Annotated in this window: 19 protein-coding genes; 11 read left to right on the forward strand and 8 right to left on the reverse strand. The window is 71.6% G+C overall.

Features of this window, described 5'->3' with window-relative positions; all coding sequences use genetic code 11:
- Nucleotides 1–317 precede the first annotated feature (317 nt).
- Both EAS64_RS22840 and EAS64_RS22845 read left to right on the forward strand, forming a co-directional pair.
- Nucleotides 318–1280: an aldo/keto reductase gene (locus tag EAS64_RS22840; protein ID WP_145855859.1), complete on the forward strand. Its 963-nt coding sequence runs from the start codon at nt 318–320 to the stop codon at nt 1278–1280.
- A gap of 99 nt (nt 1281–1379) precedes the next feature.
- Nucleotides 1380–2132 (forward strand): sulfite exporter TauE/SafE family protein, encoded by a 753-nt coding sequence (locus EAS64_RS22845; RefSeq protein WP_246115817.1) that lies wholly within the window; start codon nt 1380–1382, stop codon nt 2130–2132.
- 525 nt (nt 2133–2657) lie between these two features.
- On the opposite strand, the gene EAS64_RS22850 is transcribed toward EAS64_RS22845, so the two are convergent.
- Complete coding sequence (locus tag EAS64_RS22850) at nt 2658–3983, reverse strand: MATE family efflux transporter (protein ID WP_187366111.1); 1326 nt, start codon at nt 3981–3983, stop codon at nt 2658–2660.
- A 63-nt stretch (nt 3984–4046) separates the two neighbouring features.
- Here EAS64_RS22850 and EAS64_RS44925 point away from each other — a divergent pair, with 63 nt between their 5' ends.
- Nucleotides 4047–5429, forward strand: coding sequence for an MFS transporter (locus EAS64_RS44925; RefSeq protein WP_145855863.1), 1383 nt, complete (start codon nt 4047–4049; stop codon nt 5427–5429).
- Nucleotides 5426–6034 (forward strand): HAD family hydrolase, encoded by a 609-nt coding sequence (locus tag EAS64_RS22860; RefSeq protein WP_222849509.1) that lies wholly within the window; start codon nt 5426–5428, stop codon nt 6032–6034. Before EAS64_RS44925 ends, EAS64_RS22860 begins: the two co-directional genes overlap by 4 nt.
- 73 nt (nt 6035–6107) lie before the next feature.
- On the opposite strand, the gene EAS64_RS22865 is transcribed toward EAS64_RS22860, so the two are convergent.
- Nucleotides 6108–6440, reverse strand: a complete 333-nt coding sequence (locus tag EAS64_RS22865) for a hypothetical protein (RefSeq protein WP_145855868.1) — start codon at nt 6438–6440, stop codon at nt 6108–6110.
- Between the two features lie 165 nt (nt 6441–6605).
- Entirely contained in the window at nt 6606–7091 is a 486-nt protein-coding gene (locus tag EAS64_RS22870) for a GNAT family N-acetyltransferase (protein WP_187366112.1), read from the reverse strand.
- Between the two features lie 102 nt (nt 7092–7193).
- Between EAS64_RS22870 and EAS64_RS22875 the strand changes: the two genes are divergently transcribed.
- The 4 genes from EAS64_RS22875 (at nt 7194) to EAS64_RS22890 (ending at nt 10154) form a co-directional block, all read left to right on the forward strand.
- Nucleotides 7194–8120, forward strand: a complete 927-nt coding sequence (locus EAS64_RS22875) for a class I SAM-dependent methyltransferase (RefSeq protein ID WP_145855872.1) — start codon at nt 7194–7196, stop codon at nt 8118–8120.
- A gap of 67 nt (nt 8121–8187) precedes the next feature.
- On the forward strand, nt 8188–8373 hold the full coding sequence (locus EAS64_RS22880; protein ID WP_145855873.1) for a hypothetical protein: 186 nt from the start codon (nt 8188–8190) through the stop codon (nt 8371–8373).
- A gap of 19 nt (nt 8374–8392) precedes the next feature.
- On the forward strand, nt 8393–9145 hold the full coding sequence (locus EAS64_RS22885) for a hypothetical protein (RefSeq protein ID WP_145855875.1): 753 nt from the start codon (nt 8393–8395) through the stop codon (nt 9143–9145).
- Between the two features lie 19 nt (nt 9146–9164).
- Entirely contained in the window at nt 9165–10154 is a 990-nt protein-coding gene (locus EAS64_RS22890; protein WP_145855877.1) for a DMT family transporter, read from the forward strand.
- Nucleotides 10155–10340: 186 nt separating this feature from the next.
- Here the strand turns inward: EAS64_RS22890 and EAS64_RS22895 are convergent, their stop codons facing one another.
- Nucleotides 10341–11813 (reverse strand): ankyrin repeat domain-containing protein, encoded by a 1473-nt coding sequence (locus EAS64_RS22895; RefSeq protein WP_145855879.1) that lies wholly within the window; start codon nt 11811–11813, stop codon nt 10341–10343.
- 96 nt (nt 11814–11909) lie between these two features.
- Nucleotides 11910–13376: a carboxylesterase/lipase family protein gene (locus EAS64_RS22900; protein ID WP_145855881.1), complete on the reverse strand. Its 1467-nt coding sequence runs from the start codon at nt 13374–13376 to the stop codon at nt 11910–11912.
- 149 nt (nt 13377–13525) lie between these two features.
- On the opposite strand from EAS64_RS22900, the gene EAS64_RS22905 reads away from it, so the two are divergent.
- Nucleotides 13526–14116 carry a dienelactone hydrolase family protein gene (locus EAS64_RS22905; RefSeq protein WP_145855883.1) on the forward strand — a complete coding sequence of 197 codons (591 nt, stop codon included), beginning with the start codon at nt 13526–13528 and terminating at the stop codon, nt 14114–14116.
- A gap of 11 nt (nt 14117–14127) precedes the next feature.
- Here the strand turns inward: EAS64_RS22905 and EAS64_RS22910 are convergent, their stop codons facing one another.
- On the reverse strand, nt 14128–15546 hold the full coding sequence (locus tag EAS64_RS22910) for an MFS transporter (RefSeq protein WP_222849510.1): 1419 nt from the start codon (nt 15544–15546) through the stop codon (nt 14128–14130).
- Nucleotides 15547–15603: 57 nt separating this feature from the next.
- On the opposite strand from EAS64_RS22910, the gene EAS64_RS22915 reads away from it, so the two are divergent.
- Nucleotides 15604–16053 carry a MarR family winged helix-turn-helix transcriptional regulator gene (locus EAS64_RS22915; protein WP_145855886.1) on the forward strand — a complete coding sequence of 150 codons (450 nt, stop codon included), beginning with the start codon at nt 15604–15606 and terminating at the stop codon, nt 16051–16053.
- A gap of 51 nt (nt 16054–16104) precedes the next feature.
- Here the strand turns inward: EAS64_RS22915 and EAS64_RS22920 are convergent, their stop codons facing one another.
- Together EAS64_RS22920 and EAS64_RS22925 are read right to left on the reverse strand one after the other, a co-directional pair.
- Nucleotides 16105–17454, reverse strand: a complete 1350-nt coding sequence (locus EAS64_RS22920; protein WP_222849511.1) for an MFS transporter — start codon at nt 17452–17454, stop codon at nt 16105–16107.
- Nucleotides 17451–18074, reverse strand: a complete 624-nt coding sequence (locus EAS64_RS22925; RefSeq protein ID WP_187366113.1) for a winged helix-turn-helix domain-containing protein — start codon at nt 18072–18074, stop codon at nt 17451–17453. Before EAS64_RS22925 ends, EAS64_RS22920 begins: the two co-directional genes overlap by 4 nt.
- A 135-nt stretch (nt 18075–18209) precedes the next feature.
- Between EAS64_RS22925 and EAS64_RS46825 the strand changes: the two genes are divergently transcribed.
- Entirely contained in the window at nt 18210–19097 is an 888-nt protein-coding gene (locus tag EAS64_RS46825; RefSeq protein ID WP_222849512.1) for a bifunctional helix-turn-helix transcriptional regulator/GNAT family N-acetyltransferase, read from the forward strand.
- Nucleotides 19098–19173: the final 76 nt, after the last annotated feature.

Consider the following 19173-nt stretch of genomic DNA (forward strand, 5'->3'; position numbering starts at 1 on the left):
TTGTGCATGCACAGAAACCCCCCTACTGCGCAGGGAACCGAGGCCGCGGTGGCCCGACGGCCCGGCCCGCGCGCCCGGCATAGGAAAAGACACCAAACGGAACCGCGCGTAATTGGTGAATTACACAATGCCGACAGCCCGGCAAGGAGTAATGCCCGCGGCGAAGCCGCTATTAGCCCGGGCCAATTACCGCGCGTCGCTACGGCTCGAATAACGTTTACCCGATTAAGCCGTCGGCGCGGCAGTGCCCGCGAGGCACTGCTCACCAGGCGGTGTCTGCGAGACGGGCCAGGAGCTGCCCTCCGTATGATCCAGTCATGCGCTATCGAACCCTGGGTGATTCCGGCCTGCTCGTCTCTGTGGTGGGCCTCGGCTGCAACAATTTCGGCGGCAGGCTCGATGTCGCGCGGACCCGTGCGGTGGTCGACGCCGCGATCGACGAGGGCATCACGCTCTTCGACACGGCCGAAACCTACGGCGGTGACGGAGCGTCCGAACTCGCGCTCGGCGAGGTGCTGCAGGGCCGCCGCGACAGGGTGGTGCTCGCCACCAAGTTCGGCCATCAGGCCGCGGACATGGGGTATGGCCCGGCGGCTGGCGCCAAGGGCGGCCGCAACTACATCAAGATCGCGGTGGAGAAGTCGCTCACCCGCCTCCGCACCGACTACATCGACCTGTATCAGCTGCACACCCCCGACCCGGTGACCCCCATCGACGAAACACTCGCGGCACTCGACGAACTGGTCAGCCAGGGCAAGGTCCGCTACATCGGGCACTCGAACCTGGCTGGCTGGCAGATCGCCGACGCCGCGCACACCGCACTGTCGACGGGCCGCACCCCGTTCATCTCCGCGCAGAACCACTGGTCCCTGCTCGAGAGGGACGCCGAACGGGAGGTCGTCCCCGCCGCGCTGCACTTCGGCGTCGGCGTGCTGCCGTTCTTCCCGCTGGCGAACGGCCTGCTCACCGGCAAGGTTCGCCGGGGCAGTGACATCCCCGCCGGCTCGCGGCTCGCCGAGCCGCGCCGGGCGGGCTATGTGACAGACGCCAAGCTCGAGAAGGTCGAGGCGCTCATCGCCTGGGGCCAGGAGCAGGGCGTGTCGATCCTGGACATCGCGATCGGCGGCCTGGCCGCGCAGCCAGGCTGTTCCTCGGTCATCGCGGGCGCGACCTCCGCCGAGCAGGTCAGGTCCAACGCCGCGGCGGGCCGCTGGGAGCCAACGGAGGAACAACTCGAGGCGATCGACAAGATCGTCCCGGCGCCCGCGCGCGAGCGCTAGCAGATCAGCCGTACCGCCAGAAAGGTCAAGATCATTAGGAGGAACGGTTGCGGCTGACCCCGTCCCCCCGCCGGCGACTCCCGATCATTGCTGCTGCCTGTGACCATTGACCAGACCCTGGCGCTGCTCGGCGCGGGCATCGGCGGCGGGATCGCCGGCACGATGGCCAGCGTGGCGAGTGTCGTCTCCTACCCCGCCTTGCTCGCCCTCGGGCTGCCGCCGCTCGCCGCGAACGTCACCAACACCATGGCTCTGGTGTTCTGCGTTCCGGGCGCGATGCTCGGCTCACGGCCCGAACTGTCCGGTCAGCGCGCGCGGGTGCTGCGGTTCGGCGCGGTGATGGCGGCGGGCGGCGCGCTCGGCGCGTGCGCGCTGCTGCTCGCGCCGCCCGGCGCGTTCGCGCTCGTGGTGCCGGTGCTGATCGGCGTGGCCGCCGTGGTCGTCCTGCTCCAGCCGAGGCTCCGCGCCCTGTCGCCCCGCCCCGGCGCGGAGCAGTCCCTCGCGCGGCTCACCGTGATGTTCACGGTGGCGGTCTATATCGGCTACTTCGGCGCGGCGGGCGGCGTGCTGCTGCTCGCCGCGCTCGCCGCCACCCTCAGCGAGTCGCTGATCAGAATCAACGCGATCAAGAACGTGGTCGCCGGCGCGGCCAACCTGGTGGCCGCGCTGCTGTTCACCCTGTACGCGCCGGTGGACTGGGCGTTCGTGCCGCCGCTGGCGGCCGGTTTCCTCCTCGGCGGCTACGCGGGGCCGCGCCTGGCCCGCCATCTGCCGGCCGCCGCGCTGCGGGTCGTGGTCGCCCTGGCCGGCCTGGTCCTGGCCGTGAAACTAGGTGCCAGCGCATATCGCTGAGAAATATGCAGTCCCCTGAGGGATAAGCGGCGGGCATGCGGTCAATATCGGGGCGGCCGTCACCGGCGATGAGCGAAAAAAAGTGCACAAGGCAATTGCCAATGGGTTATTGTCTTTTTAGCGGCCGGCTTCAGAAGACGCTGGCGGCACTCAGTCAAGGCAGGCGCGCTCCTGTCCACCGCGGCGCGAAGGCGCGCTCTCGCCGCAGGAACACGGGGTCACGCACCCAGTCCATTTAGCGCGTGGCCGCAACGCCACGCGTCCGTCGTCGCGGCATCGGCGGGAGCGTTGTCACATGGGCATCTTCCTTATTATCGCAATCGTTTTCGTCATCGGCTATTTCCTGTCGATCCGGTCTCATCCATTTACGAAATGTAGATTTTGTAATGGCACCGGCAGGCACTTCGGTACCACCTACGGCTACGCGCACCGCCGGTGCCGTCGCTGCGGCGGGACCGGCCGGAGGGACCGCCTCGGCGTGAGGTTCTTCCGCGGCAACTGAAGGTGGCTACTGAAGCACGGCGGTTACGCAGGTCCGGGCTTGTCGTCCGCCTGCCAGGCCGCGGTCCAGCGCCGCCCGAGCAGCACCGACCTGGCCGCGAGCCAGCAGCCGAGTGCCGCCCACACCCCGGGCAGGCCCAGGCCGTGGAACCGGAGCGTGAGCAAGGCGAGCGGCGCGAACGCGAGGATGACAAGCAGCATCACGCGGCGCATGGCCGTGTAGTCGCCGAGGCCGAGGATCACGCCGTCGTACACGTAGGCGAGTGCGGCGAGCGGCTGGGTGACCGCCGCGCAGACCAGCCCGATGAGGGCGGCGTGCCGGACCGCGGGGTCGGCGGTGAAGGCCTGCGGAACCCCGAACGCGAGCGCGAGCGTGACCACGGCGAGCCCGACGCCGGCGACGAGCCCGAACACCAGCGTGCGCCGCGCCGCGAGCCGGGCGGCGGGCCAGTCACCGGTGCCGAGCGCAGCGCTGACGTAGACCTGGGCGGGCACCGCGAGCGCGTCAGTGGACAGCGCGAGCAGGGCCCACACTCGGTAGGCGATCTGCTGTCCGGCCAGCGGCACCGGGCCGAGTCGTGCGGCGACCGCCGTCGCCGCGAGGGGCACGACGCCGAGCGCGATCGTCCGCACCGAGAGCCGGTGCCCGTCGCGGAGAACCTCGGCCACGTCCGGCCTGGCCGGCCGGGCCGGCGGGCACGCGGAGCGCCGGGACACCACCGCGTACGCGGCGCCTGCGATGACCTGCGCGGCGACCGTGCCCCAGGCCGAGCCGGCCAGGCCCGCGTGCAGGCCGAAGACGAAGGCCACCTCGAGCGCGACGTTGATGACGTTGGCCACGACCGCGATCGCCAGCGGCGTCCTGGTGTTTTCCATGCCGGTCAGGTGGCCGTTGCCCGCATAGGACACATAGAGGAAGGGCAGGCCGAGAGCAGAGATCCGGATATAGGAGGTCGCGGCGGGCCCGATGCCCCCGTGCCCGCCGAGCAGGGTGACCAGGTAGGGGGCTATGACGACGATCAGCGCGCAGGTCACCGCGCCCCACCCGGCCGCGACCGCGTACGCGGCGCCGACCGCGCGCCCCGCCGCTGCCTGCTCGCCGCGCGCGGTGAGCCGCGCCACCTGGGTGGTCGTGGCGGTGGCCAGGAAGATCGCCAGCCAGCCGACCAGCGACAGCGCGGCGGTGGCGATCGCCAGGGCGTCGAGCGGGTTGCGGCCCAGATGCCCGACGATCGCGGTGTCGGCCAGGTTGTACAGCGGCTCGGCGGCGATGGAACCGATCGCGGGAATGGCGAGCCTGGCGATCCGCCGGTCGAGATCACGCCCCTCGGCAGTCGGCACGGCTCTCACCGGACAAGGATATAAGCCACGCTCTGGGGACATATCGCCCGCGTCGGGTACGGTTAGGTACTCGTGAGTCGAACACAGGCGCCGTCGGTCGTGCCCGGCCAGCGACACGCACGCCTTGAGCGCGTCCTGCTCGTGACCGGCGTGCTCGCCCTCGGCTACAACCTGCGCGGCTCCATTACCAGCCTCCCCCCGGTGTTCCCCGAACTGCAAGACAGCCTGCACCTGTCCGCGGCGACCGTGTCCGTGCTCGCCGCGACCCCGGTGATCTGCTTCGGCGTCGTCTCCGGCTTCGCCGCGGCCCTCGCCAGGCGGGCGGGGGAGGAGCGCGTGCTGTTCGTCGCGATGATCGCCCTGGTGGCCGGCCTCGTCGCCCGCGGCGCGGCGCCGTCGGTGCTGCTGTTCCCCGGCACGATCCTGGCCAGCGGCGCCATCGCGGTGATGAACGTGCTGCTGTCCAGCCTGATCAAGCGCCGCTGGCCGGAACGGGCCGGCTTCCTCATCGGCCTGTACATCACCGCGCTGTCCGCCGGAGCGATTGTCGCGTCGCTGGTCAGCGTCCCGCTATGGCAGGCAAGCGGCGGCTCGGTCGCGCTGACGCTTGGCTGGCTGGCCGGACCGGCTGCCGTTGGCGCCCTCATCTGGCTTCCGCAGCTTTCTGCCGGGGGAGCGACCCCGCGACGTCGGCCCCGTGCGGACCCGATGGCAGGCGCCAGCGCAGCGGATCCGCGCGTAGCCGCCGAAGAGCTGCTGCTGGCTCCATCGCTTGAACCGGCCGCGGCGCCTACGCCTGTTCCACGGGTCCCGGTGCACCGGTACGCGCTCGCCTGGTACGTCACCATCTTCATGGGGATGCAGTCGCTGCTGTACTACGCGGCGCTGTCCTGGCTGCCCACGATGCTGCGCGACCGCGGGGTGAGCGCCGACGACGCGGGCAACCTGCTCGCGCTGATGGGCGTGGGCAACCTGGCCGTGTCAATGGTCATCCCGGTCGTCGCGCAGCGGATGCGGTCGCAACTCCTGCTTGTGGTGCCGACGGTGATCGCGCTCGCGGCCGGGCTGGCCGGCCTGCTGTACGCGCCGCTCGGCGGCGCGGTCGGCTGGGCGCTGCTGCTCGGCGCCGGACAGAACGCCGCGCTTGCCCTGGCCATCTTCTTCACCGCGGCACGGACGCCGCACGCGGCCGCGGCGGCGTCGCTGTCCGCGCTCGCGCAGTCGGTCGGCTACCTGCTCGCCGCCGCCGGCCCGCTTGAGGTCGGCCTGCTGCACGCGGCGACGGGCAGCTGGACCGCCTCCGTCGCGGTGCTCTTCGCACTCACCGGCGTGCTGCTCGTCGCCGGCATCCTCGCCGCCCGCCCCGGCGTGCTCCCGGCGGGGCCTGGCCCGGCCGGACCGGGAACCGCCGAATCGGGCACGGCAGGGCCCGCCACGGCCGGAGGCGCGGCATGACGCCGGCTCCCGTCGGGTTCGACCTTGACATGACGCTGATCGACTCCCAGCGCGCGATCCTCGCGTCGTTCGCCGCCGTCGCCGCCGAAACCGGAGTGAGAATCGAGCCGGAAGGCGTGCTCAGCCGCCTCGGCATCAAGCTTCAGGACGAGCTCGCGCACTGGTTCCCGCCCGCCGGGATCGATGACGCGGTCCGGATCTACCGAGCCCACTACCTGCTGCTCCTCGGCCCCTGCACCACTGTCCTGCCCGGGGCGGCCGAAGCGCTCGCGGCGGTCCGCGCGGCAGGCGCGAGGGCCGTCGTGATCACGGCCAAGGCCGAGCTGCCCGCCCGGCTCAGCCTGGACGGCGTCGGGCTGCGCGCCGACGAGATCGTCGCAGACGCCCACGGACCGGAGAAGGCGGCGGTTCTCACCCTCATCGGCGCCGTGGCCTACGTGGGCGACACCCCGGCGGACATGGCCGCGGCAGTCACCGCGGGCATCCACCCCGTGGGCGTCGCCACCGGGTCGTTCGGCGAAGCGGAGCTGCGCGCCGCCGGGGCGGCGGACGTGCTGTCATCGCTTGCGGACTTCCCGGCGCTCTATCGCAAAATCATCCCCTGACCAGCGGCGATTCCGGGGGGGCAGTACGGCGATTAGCCGCCGTGCCGTCCGGCCTGCTTACGGCGCGTCCCGCTCAGGACGCGGCGCGCCGGGGACGTCCGGCCCGCTTGACCGGCCGCGCGCCGATGATCATCTCGCCCGCGGACTTCTCGGTGACCCGAGCGTCGAAGGCCTCCGCATCCAGCGTCACTCGCCGCGGAATGTCCTCGCCGGGCAGGTACAGGTCGAGCACCGCCACCCGGAGCGCGTCCTTCTCCATCGCCAGCGCCTCGTCCGCCAGGGCCTCGATTTCCACCGGCCCGTCGCCGAGCTCGGGGTGCTCGTGGATTACGATGCGCGCGAGGCTGTCCTCGCGCATGATGAGCTGACCGCTCAGATCGCTGAAGCGGACCGTCTTCTGACCCATGGCTCGACCCCTTATCCGAACGTTCTTACTGAAGAGCGCCTCTAGGGGCAAAGCTAATAGCAAGCCTGTTCGTTTGTCAAACGCCTGTTCTATGCAGGAACGCTATCCGAATCTCTGGTCGAGCACATCTCGCCACGCGAGAAACAGGGCGCAGGAAAGCGTCGCTCACACCGGCTTCTTCATCTGCAGCGCCGTGATCTCGTACCCGAGGCTCTCGTACAGGTCCCTGGCGATGGTGTTCTGCCCGTGCACGTTCAGTCCGAGCGACGTCATGCCGCGCGCTCGCGCCTCCGCCTCGGCAAGCCCCATCGCGGCGCGCCCGTAGCCGCGCCCGCGGAACGCAGCCTCGATCTCGATCTCGAACACCCACGCCATCAACGGGTCGGGATCCGGTCCCGGCACCCCGAGCCACAGCCAGCCGACCGCGACGTCCCCTGCCATGACACGGAACACGAGCTGCCCCGGTGTGGCGAAACCGCCGCTGAAGTACCGCCGGGTGTCCTGCTCGGCCTTCTGGCGCGCGGCCTCGGCGGACATGCCGCCGGACGCGGCGAGGAGTTTCGCGTACCCGGCAGCCTGCCGCGGCAGCCATGCGTCGAACTCATCGCGGGTCACCGGTCGCAGCCGCAGGGACCGCGTGTCGTCGCTCATCCTCATATCTAACCGCCGGCGGCCCAGCTCATCTAACAACGGGCGAATCTAACGACGGGCGAATGTCGTAGCCGCGCGATAGCCTCCGCTGCGGAGGATCCGATGAGAGAGGGAACCGCCTCGCACACCGCGCGGAACGTCGCTGCGCGGCGACTCGAATTCGCGAGGATCGAGGCAGCCTACGGTGATCCGGCGGCCGACGACGCGCTGACGAGCGACGTCGCGGACGGCCTGACACCAGAGCACAACCGGATGCACGAGTATCTCAGGGCGCGGACCGCCTTCTTCGACCGTGTGGTGGTCACCGCGCTCGACCGCGGTGTCAGCCAGGTCGTAATCGGCGGCGCCGGCTACGACGGCCGCGCCTTTCGCTACGCGAAGCCGGGTGTCCGCTGGTTCGAGGTCGATCACCCGGCCACCCAGTCCGACAAGCGGGAGCGGATCGCGCGGCTCGGCCTCGACGCGGCGCACATCGCCTTCATCGCCGCCGACTTCACCGCCGACCCGGTCGCCGCACGGCTGCGCGAGGCCGGACTCGACCAGGCGCGTCCCGCCCTGTTCCTCTTCGAGGGCGTCGCCGTCTACCTGGAACGCCCGGTTATCGAGCGCGTCCTCGCCGAGTTCCGCGCGGTCACCGCCCCCGGCGCCTTGCTCGCCATCAGCGTCTCCACCGGTGCGGCATCGGCAACCAGGGCCGCATTCCAGCGGCGGGTCGCCGAGCTAGGCGAGCCCGCCCGCTCGATGCTCAACCCCGCCGAGGCGGCCGTGCTGCTGTCCGCCGCCGGCTGGCAGGTAAGCCCGGCCGGCGGCCGGCAGGAGTCCGCCGGCCTGCTGCTAGCCCGCGCCGCCGACCCTGAACGAGCCCGCGTCCCCCCAGTAGCTGGTCAGGAACAGGCCCGCGCCACTCCCGCAGTCGGCCAGGAACAGGCCCACGCCAGTCCCGCCGTCGATACCGAACGGGTGCCGGCGACTCCGTCCCGCCCGCAGTCACCCTCGGCCCCGCCGCGCCAAGGCGTCGCGCCCCGATGACCCTGCACCGCGGCGGCTATCCCGACGGCAGCTGACGCCGGCCCGATAGCGCCGGAAAGGTGTGGGGATGACCCGCCGATGGGTACACCTCATCGAGGAGGAGGTGCTGAGCATGCGTCTTGGCAAGGAAGAGGCGGTCGGATACGTCGAGGACACCGACATCGAATCGCCGGTCACCGAAGAGATCGTCATCGATCAGCCAGAGTGGATGCCGCTGACCACGGCCGCCGATTCGTCCCTGATCGTCCGCTAACCGGGGAATCGTCACAGCAATGGCCCGCCTGCGGTTCTGGCCTGCGGGGCCAGACCGGGACGAGCGGCCTGACCGCCCGTTCACCGGGTACAAGCTGGCGCATGCGGTGCTGTCCGCGGACGGCACGCAGACCGGCTTCGCGGGATTGACGCTCGGCGCGACCCATGTCTACGGGGTCGTCGCCGAGGCGTCATGCATCTGGAATCACCGGCACGCGCCGCCGCGCCGCTGGTGCGGCTGCGGGTTCTACTGCCTGCACGAGCTGACCGACGCCCGCTCGCTCGGCTGCGCGACGGAAAACCGAGCCGCGCTGCTGATCGAGGTGACCGCGTCCGGCCAGTACATCCGCTACGAACGCGGCCTGCGCTACAGCAGGCAGCGGGTGCGGGCCATCCTTGACGCCCAGTGCGCGTGCGGACGGCCAGGCACTGCCCTGGCCGACGGCGGCAGCGGCCTGATCGGGTGGCGCCACCTGGCACCTGTCTGCCCGACGTGCGCGGCAGGCCGGCCCGCCCTGACCCTGACCGAGTTCACCGCCCGACTCGACGGCAACGTGCGCGTCGCTCCGCTGCTGTCGGCGGGCCCGCTAAGCCCCGACATGCTCAGCGGCACCATGACCGGCTCCATCACGGGCACCGGGACCGGAACCACGGCCGGCGCGGCCGATGCCATGGCCGCCATGGAAGAGTCGCCGATCGCGATCTTGACCGCGGAGATCGCGTTGCTGCACGCGCGCCTCGACGACCTCCAGTCCCGCCTCGAGCGAGGCTGATCGGGGGACTGGTCAGCCGATGCCGCTCGCGGTCCTGTTGTCGGTGGCCGCTAGCTGCTGCACTGCGGCCGCATCGATCTGCCAGCGCCTCGGCGCCGCCAGCCTGCCGCGGCGCGAGAGTGCCGCCCCGCCACGGCGCGGGGGTGTCGGTCGTTCCGGCGCAGACCGTTGCGCCGCAGACCGTTTCGGTGCCGCCCGCTTCGACGCCGACCGTTTCGACCCGCTGCTCGTCTTCCGGCTGGCGCGCCGGCCCGTCTGGCTGCTCGGCTTCGCCGGCATGCTGGCCGGGTTCGCCTGCCAGTTGACCGCGTTGCACTTCGGCCCGCTCGCCCTGGTCCAGCCGATCCTCGCGATTGAGCTGCTGTTCGTCTTCGGCTACCTGGCGCTGCGGTGCCCGTCCGGCGGGCGCCGGGCGCGCTGGCGCGAGTGGGTCGCGGCGATCGCCATGTCCGCGGGCATCGGCGTCTTCCTGCGCGCCGCGGCGCCGACGGGGGGACACGAGCATTATGCCGCGGCGCTGGCATGGTGGCTCGCCGGACTCGCCACGGCAGTCGCCGTGGCGGCCGCCATCTGCGCGGCCGGAGGCGGGTCGGCCACCCGCCGGGCGGCCTGCCTCGGCATCGCGACCGGCATCGCGTGGGGCTTCGTCGCCGCCGTGATCAAGGAGCTGAGCTCGCACCTCGCCGGCGGTCCCGGCGCGATCTTCGCCACCTGGTCGCCCTACGTGCTCGCCGTGACCGGCGCGGCGGCGATGCTGCTCACGTCGCACGCGATGGCGGCGGGCCCGCTCGCGGCGTCGCAGCCCGGCTTCACCATTGGCGACCCGGTGACCGCGATCCTGCTTGGCGCCCTCCTCTTCGGTGAGCGCCTCGGCACCTCGCCCGCCGCGCTGGTCGCGGAGGTGCTCGGGCTGATCGTCCTCGCCGTCGGCGTCTGGACGCTGAGCCGCAGCGAGCTGATCACCGCGACTTCGCGCACCGATGAACAGCGGGATCTTGTTAGCCCTTGACGACGCCGGAGACCAGGCCGCGGATGTAGAAGCGCTGCAGTCCGATGTACAGCAGGACGCACGGGATCATGGCGATCACCGCACCCGCCTCCAGGAAGCCGTAGTTCACCTGGCCGACGCTCGCGTGTAACCGCCAACCGCCACCGCAACCCCAACGGCCAACCCCGCCAACGCCGGTCAGTCCGGCTAGGACCGTCCGCCGTCCCCGTCCGCGTCCGCGCCGCCGTGCCCGTCCCCGTCCCTGTCCGCGCCGCCGTCTCCGTCCGCGCCATCCTCGCCCGACGGTCCGACCCCATGCGCCCTGAGCAGGCTCGCTACCTCGGCGGATGGCGCCTTGGGGTGGCCGGGTGTCAGCGTTATCTCCGCCGTCGACGCTCCCGCGCCGAGCAGCAGCCGCACCGTGGCACCCCAGTCCGGTCGCGGGCTCGTCGTCGGCCGCTGGCCGCTTCCGACGACCGCCCAGTCGAGTGGCGGGCTGTGCCACTCGCCGTCGAGCGCCTCGATGTCCGCGCCGCGGTCGAGCAGCAGCCGGACCATCCAGGCGTCCCCCGCGTAGGCGGCGGCGTGCAGTGCGGTCGCGCCGTCGTCGCGGCGCGCGGTCAGCGGGAAGCCGAGTTCGAGCATGAGCGCGACCGCGCTCTCGTCGCCGGCCTCGGCGGCCTGCACAAGGGCGGCCCGCTCACCGGGGTCCATCCGGTCGATCAGGCTCGGGTCGGAAGCGACAAGGTGGGTCGCCCTGTCCCGGTCACAGGACAGGCACGCCCCGGCGAACCGGGCGGTGTCGGAGACGCCTGCCGCCTCGTCGGTGCCGAGCAGCGCGGCGAGATCGGTCCGCCCGCGGACGGTCGCCAGCCAGGCGGGCGTATGCCCGTCGGGTCCCGGCTGCCGCGGGTCGGCTCCGTGCTCGGTGAACAGGGCGATGAGTTCGGCGGGACATCCGGCGTGCACGGCCGCGTAGACGGCGGACGCCGGTTCGCCGTCGTCGTCCGCGTAGTGGCGCGGGTCCACGCCGGCGTCGAGCAGCAGCCGCACCCCGTCGACCGATCCCGCGCTGACCGGCGCCGCAAGCACCTGCCCGGCGGCGTGCAGCATGTCAGGGGCGACGGCCGCGGCGTGGCCGAGCAGCAGCCCAAGGCAGCGGTACCCATCCTCGCTGAACGCGGTCATGTACAGGTCGTCTACGGTCACGGTCGCGCCGCGGTCGAGCAGCAGCGCGATGACCGCCTCATTGCCCGTGCCGGAACTGGCTGCCGCCGCGGCACACGCGAACGGCGACCGTCCGGTCCCGCCGATGGGGGCGTTCGGGTCGGCACCAGCGTCGAGCAGCAGCCGCGCCGCCTCCGCGAGCCCCGCCGTCCGCCCCGAGTCGAGCCGGTACCACCGGGAGGCGCACACCAGGTGCAGCGGCGTCCAGCCCGTCGCCGGGTCAGCCCGGGTCGCGGCGCCGGGATCGCGTTCGATCTCCGCCCGCACCCGTTCCGCGTCCCCGAGCAGCAGCGCGGTCGCGAAGCTGTGCCCGGCGATCGCCGGCGTCTCCGCGAGCATCGTGGCCGCCTCATGGGTCCAGCCCCGCACACTCGCCACGCAGAACGCGACGACTTGCTCGTCGAGATCCAGCGGCTCGGACTCGGGCTCGACAGCAGGCCCGGGTTCAGGCACAGGCTCAGGCGAGGAGCCCGGCTCACGCGCGGACCCAGACTCAGGCGACGAGGCAGGCGACGGCTCAGCAGGACCAGTCACACTGCCACGCTACGCCTATGTCCAGGCGAGCCGCTCTAGCCGGAGCGGATCGTAGGCAAGCACCGACGGCTCACCGAACCTCATGACCGCGCGGCTGGCGCCGGTGTACCCGGGCCAGCCGGGGTCGCCGTCGGCGACGAACCGCACGACGGCGCCATGCACGTCCGCGACAAGCGCCTCAGGCGTCGCCCCGCCTGTGGCCTCCGCCACGCCAGGCTCTCCGGTGGTGCCGAACGCGAACGGCACGTCGAGGCAGTGAAACGCCATGCCGCGCAGCGGCCCGCCGGGCGCCGTCCAGCCGAAGTCGTACACCCAGGCGCCGCCGCCCCCGCCCGAGACGGCCTCGGCGAGCCGCTGCGCGGGCACCCGGAAGGTCCGGTCGGTCGTCGCCTGCCCCACCATGTCCGCCGGCCGGGCATCCAGCCGGGACAGGTAGGCGGCGGCCGCCTCTGCCGGCACGCCGGCCCGGGCGAGCCCGCCGCTGACCATGTCCCAGGTGATCCAGTCCGCGCCGGTCCACGCCATGTTGAACTCGTGCGCGGTAGCCCCGGCGAGCACCCGGACGTCGCCGCGGCGCGCCGCGGTGAACGGGTCCTCGGTCACCACGTCACCATCCGTCCACGGCCCCCAGGGCAGCCGCAGCCCGCCGCCGAGCACATCCGCGACCGCGTCGGCGTCCGGCGACAGCTGGCCGGGCCCAAGCTCCTGGAGGATCACGTCGGATGCCGCGAGTATCTCCCGCGTCGGCCGGCCTTCCAGGACGGACCGGTCGAGGGTGGCGGTGCCAAGAAGAACCGACAACCGTTCCGATACTTCGCTCACGCCCGCCGGCGTCTGGTCGAGCGCCGCGCCGCTCATGCACAGCGCGCCACGGAACAGCCCGCGCGCGGACGGCACGCCGAGCAGCGCGCCGCAGGCGGCGCCGCCGGCCGACTGCCCGCCGATGGTCACCCTGTCCGGGTCGCCGCCGAAGGCCGCGATGTTCTCCCGCACCCACTCAAGCGCCCGCACCAGGTCGCGGACCGCGCGGTTGGCGGGCGCGCCCGGCACCTCGAGGAACCCCTGCGCGCCGAGCCGGTAGTTGACGCTGACGAGCACCACGCCGTCCCGCGCGAAGGACACGCCCCGGTACCAGGGCGAGGCGTTGCCGCCGCCGAAGAACCCGCCGCCGTGGATCCAGACGAGTACCGGCAGCCCGGCACGGCCGAGTTCCGGTGTGAACACGTTGAGGTTCAGCTCGTTGTCGCCCGCGATGATCGGCTCGGGGATCAGCGTCACGCCGCGGTCCGGCTGCGGCGACGTCGCGCCGTACACCAGGGCGTTGCGGACGCCGTCCCAGCGCGGATGCGGTACCGGCGCGGCGAACCGGCCCGCGAGCAGCGGGGAGGTGGCGTAAGGCACGCCGAGGAAGCGCAGCGCGTCGCCGTCCCGCGCACCGCGCAGCCGCCCCTGCGCTGTCCGCGCGATGATCTGTTCGGTCACGGTTCCTCCCGTTCACCGGGCTTGTTCCCGGGCAGTGTCAGTGCCCCGATGTATTTTGGTCGTCCGTTGGCAGTGTCAGCCAAGCAGGGGGTTGGCCAGACAGATTCGGGCTCGCCAGACAGGCGGGCGTGACAGGAAGGAGAGGGCGCATGGCCGAGGTCATCGTGTTCCATCACGTGGCGGGGCTCACCGACGGGGTCCGCTCGTTCGCCGAGCGGCTGCGCGCCGGCGGGCACACCGTGCACACGCCTGACCTGTTCGGCGGCGAAACGGCCGCGACCATCGACGAAGGGCTCGCCCTCGTCGACCGGATCGGCGACGAGGAGCTGCGAAGCCGCGGCAGGGCCGCGCTCGCCGGATTGCCCGAGGCGCTGGTGTACGCCGGCTTCTCCTACGGCTCGGCCATGGCGCAGCGCTTGGCGCAGCAGCGGCCCGGTGCGCGCGGCGCGCTGCTCTACGAGGGGTGCCTGCCGCTCACCGGCGACTGGGGGACGGGCCCCTGGCCGCAGGGCCTGCGGGCGCAGGTCCACGGCATGGACGCCGATCCGTTCTTCGCGCTCGAGGGCGACCTCAACTCCGCGAGGGAAATCGCCGCCATGGTCGGCCCCGACGTGGTCGAGGTGTTCACCTACCCAGGCGATCAGCACCTGTTCACCGACAGCTCGCTGCCGGCCTACGACAAGGACGCGACGGCGCTGGTGATCGAGCGGTCGATCGCCTTCCTCGACAGCCTGGGCTAGCTACAGCTAGCTCACCAGCCGCCACGGTGCTCAGGGACCAGTCGCATCAGCGGCAGGGTGAGCAGCAGCAGCGCGGCGAACACCAGGAACACGTGCGCCTGCGCCATGCCTGGGTGCGCGCTGCGCGCGATCACCGCGGTGGTCACCGAGACGGCGGTGATGGATCCGGCCTGGCGGAACATGCCGCGCAGCCCGGCGATGGCCGCCACCTGCTCGGGGGCGAGTTGCAGGCTCGCGTTGTTGGCCGACGGCACGGACAGCCCCATGCCGAGGCCGGTGACGGCCGCGCCGAACGCGAGCCAGGCCTGCACCGGGAGCTGTGCCATCGAGAACCATGGCGGTGCCGCCATCATGATGAGCCCGGCGACGAGGATGAGGAACCCGGCGACCATCGGCAGCCGGTATCCGGTCCTGCGCAGCGCCATCGTGGCCAGGCCGGCCACCGCGATCATGCCGACCGCCCGCGCGGTGAGCAGCGTGCCCGCGCCGAGCGGCGCGATGCCGTACCGCTGCTGTGCGTACAGCGGCACGAGCGCGCCGAAGCCGAGCGCTGCCGCGCCAAACAGGAAGTTGATCAGGTTCATCACGCCGAAGCCGCGCCCACTCAGCAGCCGGTAGGGCACGAACGGCGCCGCGTCGGTCCGCGAGTGCCGCACGAACAAGAGGCCGAAGAAAATCGCGACCGCCTCGCAGCCGAGGAATACCGGACTGTACAGCGGGACCTGCCCGCTGCCGAGGTAGGTGATGCCGAACATGGCAGGCACCAGCATCGCGGCGAGCAGCGCGACGCCCGTCACGTCGATGCGACTCGACGGCCTGCGCGCCGAGGCGGGGATGAACTTCGCGGTGGCCGCGATGAGTACGATCCCGATCGGCACGTTGACCAGGAAGATGCCGCGCCAGGACCAGTAGCTGACGAACAGGCCGCCGGCGACGGGGCCGACGAGGCCGCCGATCGGGAAGATGGAGGTGAACATGCCGACCGCGCGGTCGCGCTGCTCGCCGAAGTGGTCGGACACGATGCCGGTAGCGGACGGCATGAACGCGCCGCCGCCGAGCGCCTGGATGAACCGCGGGACCAGCAGCATTGGCATGTTGGAGGCGAAGCCGCAGCACAGCGAGGCGACGGTGAAGATGGCCGCCGAGATCATGAAGACCTTCTTGCGGCCGTACATGTCGCTGATCTTGCCGGCCATCGGCATCGCGATGACCTGGCCGAGCGCGTAGACGGAGATCGTCCAGCCGGTCCAGTTGACGCCGGTATGCAGATCCTTCTCGAGCGCGGGCAGCGCGGTGGCGACAATGGTCTGGTCCATGGATGCCATGAACAGCGCGATGGAGACGATCGCGAAGATCAGGCCGCGCCGGGGACGTCTGACGACTCTCAGGCCGGGCGTGCCGGCCGTCGCGACTTCTCCCGCGATGCTCACATGCATTAACATTAGTTGCTTGCTGGCAAGCATTCAAGTCGATTTCCGGAGAACGTGATGGACACCGAACTCGTGGTGAGGCTGCGCGCGGTCATTCCCAGGCTCGCCCGCGTGCTCAACGACACGTCCACCGGCGAGGACCTCACCCCGACCCAGTACTCCGTGCTCGCCCTGGTCCGCATCCGCGGCCCGCTGGGCCTCGCCGAGCTGACCGAGCTCGAGGGACTCAACCCGACGATGCTGTCGCGGATCGTCAAGGTCCTCGACGAGCGCGGCCTCATCCGCCGCATGCAGGACCCCGAGGACCTGCGCGCGGCGCGGGTCGCGGTCACCCCCGAGGGTGAGCAAGTGCACGACCGGGTGCGCGCCCAGCGCACTCGGGTGCTCTCCGACTGCCTGCACGGCCTGCCCGCGCAGACGACCGCGGCGCTGCTCGCCGCGGTGCCCGACCTGGAGGAGCTGGCCGAGGCGCTCAAGCCCATGGCGGGCAGGCCCGTGCGCGGCTGACCTCCAGTGAGAATACGGAACGGGTTCGGCTGGCTCCGGCCGCCCGCGGCATCACTGCGCGGCGGCGGCGAACCCCTCCGGCATGCGGAACCGCGGCAGCGGCGACGGCACGAGCAGCGCCGCGCCGGCCACGCCGCCGATCACCGCGATCCACAGCGCGGTGTGCAGGCCGAGCGCCGCCCCGAGCAGCCCGCCCAGCAGCGCGCCCGCGGGCCGCGTGCCGTAGTTGATGGCCGTGAACGCGCCGGTGACCCGCGACCGCACCGCGTCGGGAATGACCGCGGCGAAGATCGAGCCGATCGAGATGTCCAGCACCATGACGCCGAACCCGGAGAGGAATTCCGCGCCGAACAGCAGGCCCACGACCGCCCAGTCGGTACCGTGCCCGGCGGGCACGGGCGCGAGCGGCACCAGCGCGAGCGGTGCGGTGAAGCCGAAGCAGCCCGCGACGTACGCCATCCCGACGCCGATCCGTGCGGCGATCGCCTTGGTCAGCCAGGCGCCGAGCAGCCCGCCCGTCGCGCCGCAGCCGAGGATGAGGCCGAGCAGTCCGGCGCTGACGTGCAGCACCCGCACCGCGTACAGGGTCACGAGCGCGAAGAACATCAGGTTGAAGAAGTTGACCACCGCCACGCCGATCAGCGAGGCGCGCACGATGGGGGAGCGGACGATGAACCGCAGCCCCTGCGTCACGCCGCCGGTGCCGGTGTCCGCGGGCGGTTCCGAAGGATCGATCCGCCGCAGGAAGAACGCGGAGCCGAGGAACGAGAGCGCGTCCGCGACCAGGGCGAAGGGGGCGGTGAGCAACTGGGCGAGCAGCCCGCCGAGCGACGGCCCGAGCAGGAACGACATGGCCCTGCTGCCGTAAAGGAGCGACTGCCCGTCCACGTACTGCTCGCGGCGGACGATCGACACGAACAGCGTCGCGTTCGCGACGTCGAACAAGATGGACAGCGTGCCCGCCGCGAACACGACGGCGAGCAGTTGCCCGAGCGTGAGCACGCCGAGTGCCCAGCAGACGGGGACGGTGCCGAGCAGCACGAACCGCCCTAGGTCGCAGGCGATCATGAGCTGCCGCCGCCGGCCCCTGCGGTCCGCCCAGGCGCCGGCGTGCATGCCGAACAGCAGGCTCGGCAGCCATTGGAGCGCCGTCAGGAACCCCATCGCGGCGGCGCCCGAGTGCAGCGCGAGTACCGCGGTCAGCGGCACCGCGATGCTCGTGACCTGGTCCCCGACCATCGACACGGTGGCCCCGGTCCAGTAGCGGCGGAAGGTAACGTCGCGCAGCAGCGGCGGCAGGAACCGCCGGCGCGGTAGGCCCTCCGCATCGGCTGTGCCCGGTGTATCCGGCGTGTTCCGCTCGCCGCTCGCACCGGCCCTGTTGGCCATGTCGGCGCTCACCCTTCCTCATGCGGCGTCACGGTTTCCTCGGGAAGGGTCACGTTCGGGAAGCCGAGGTGCAGGTAAGTGACGAGCCGCGAGCCCGGTGGCCGCAGCTCCGGCCTGACCATCCGGTCGAAGTACCGGCCGGTGACCGCGAGCAGTTCTTCGCCCATTCTGGTGAGCTCCTCGGGGGTCAGCCACAGGACCCGGTCACCGAGGAACGCGGCCCGCTGCCACTGTTCCGGCTGGCCGGGTCGCGCCTCGAGCCAGCGCATCAGCTGCCCGAAGTAGGACTCGGCGAGTGCCTCGGCGAGCAGCCCGGCCGCCGCGGCGGCCTCCGGGTCATCCGGCGTGTCGTCCCAGGCCGTGGAGGTGGTGGTGGCCCGCCACGGCTTCTCGCGTCCGGTGCCGCCGCCGGTCTCCTCGACAAGTCCGTACTTGGCGAGCTGGCGCAGGTGGAACGAGCAGGTGCCCGAGGACTCGCCGAGCAGCCGCCCGGCCTGGGTCGCGGTCAGCGGCCCGCGGGTGCGCAGCGCGAGTATCAGCTTCATCCGCACCGGGTGCGCGTAGGCGCGCAGCGCCATGGCGTTGTCGAGCAGGGTGACGGTCCGCGCGGGTGCCGCCTGTTCGTCGCTCATGTGTGCAAAGCTATCTTTGCAAAGAACTCTTTGCAAGCAATATCGGCGAGCCATCTCAGGCGCCGCTGACTCCACGGCGGCCGCCGGCGCTGGCTCGGTTGCCGATCAGAAATTCTCTGACTAAAGTCAGAGATTGTGCGTGATCCCGTCGACGTCGTCCGTCGCTTCAACCGTTCCTACACCCAGCGCATCGGGGTGCTCGACGACTCCTTCCTCGGCCTCGGCATGCCGCTCGGGCCGGTCCGGCTGCTGTTCGAGATCGGCGCGGCACCGGCGACGGCGCAGGCGCTGCGCGACCGGCTTGGCCTCGACTCCGGATACCTCAGCCGCCTGCTGCGCCGTCTTGAGCACGACGGCCTGGTCACCGTGGCGCCCGACCCGGCAGACCGGCGCCGACGCCAAGTCACGCTGACCCCGGCAGGGCGGGAGCGCTGGGCGGAACTCGAACACCGTTCAGACGAACGCGCCAGGCTGCTTGTCGACCCGCTGACGCCGCGACAGCGGGACCGGCTCGCCCGCGCCCTGGCCGAGGCCGACCTGCTGGTGCGTGCGGCGACGGTGACCTTCGCACCGGCCGACCCGTCATCGGAGGTCGCCAGGGACGTGGTCGGGCGCTACTTCGCGGAGATCGGCCGCCGCTTCGGCTTCGACTCCGCGGGTGAGACGGACAAGGACGCGAAGCTGCTTGTCCCGCCGACCGGACTGTTCGTGGTCGCGGTTTCCGACGGCGAGCCCGTCGCCTGCGGCGGCCTGCACACCATCGCTCCCGGCGTGGGCGAGCTGAAGCGGATGTGGGTGCACGACGACTGGCGCGGCGCCGGCCTCGGCTCCCGCCTGCTGCGCCACCTGGAGGCGGAGTCGCGCGGGCTCGGCCACGACATCCTGCGGCTCGACACGAACGGCGCGCTCACCGAGGCGATCGGCATGTACCAGCGGGCTGGCTACCTGCCGATCGACCGGTACAACGACAACCCCTGGGCCACGCACTTCTTCGAGAAGAAGCTGTGCGCTGATCGCGCGTAGCCGGAACCCGTTCGGAATCCCACTGAACCGCCACCGTGACACGCCGGCCCTCCGCTGGCAATTCGAAACTAAGTCC

The organism is Trebonia kvetii (assembly GCF_007827045.1).
In the GTDB taxonomy this organism is placed as follows: domain Bacteria; phylum Actinomycetota; class Actinomycetes; order Streptosporangiales; family Streptosporangiaceae; genus Trebonia; species Trebonia kvetii.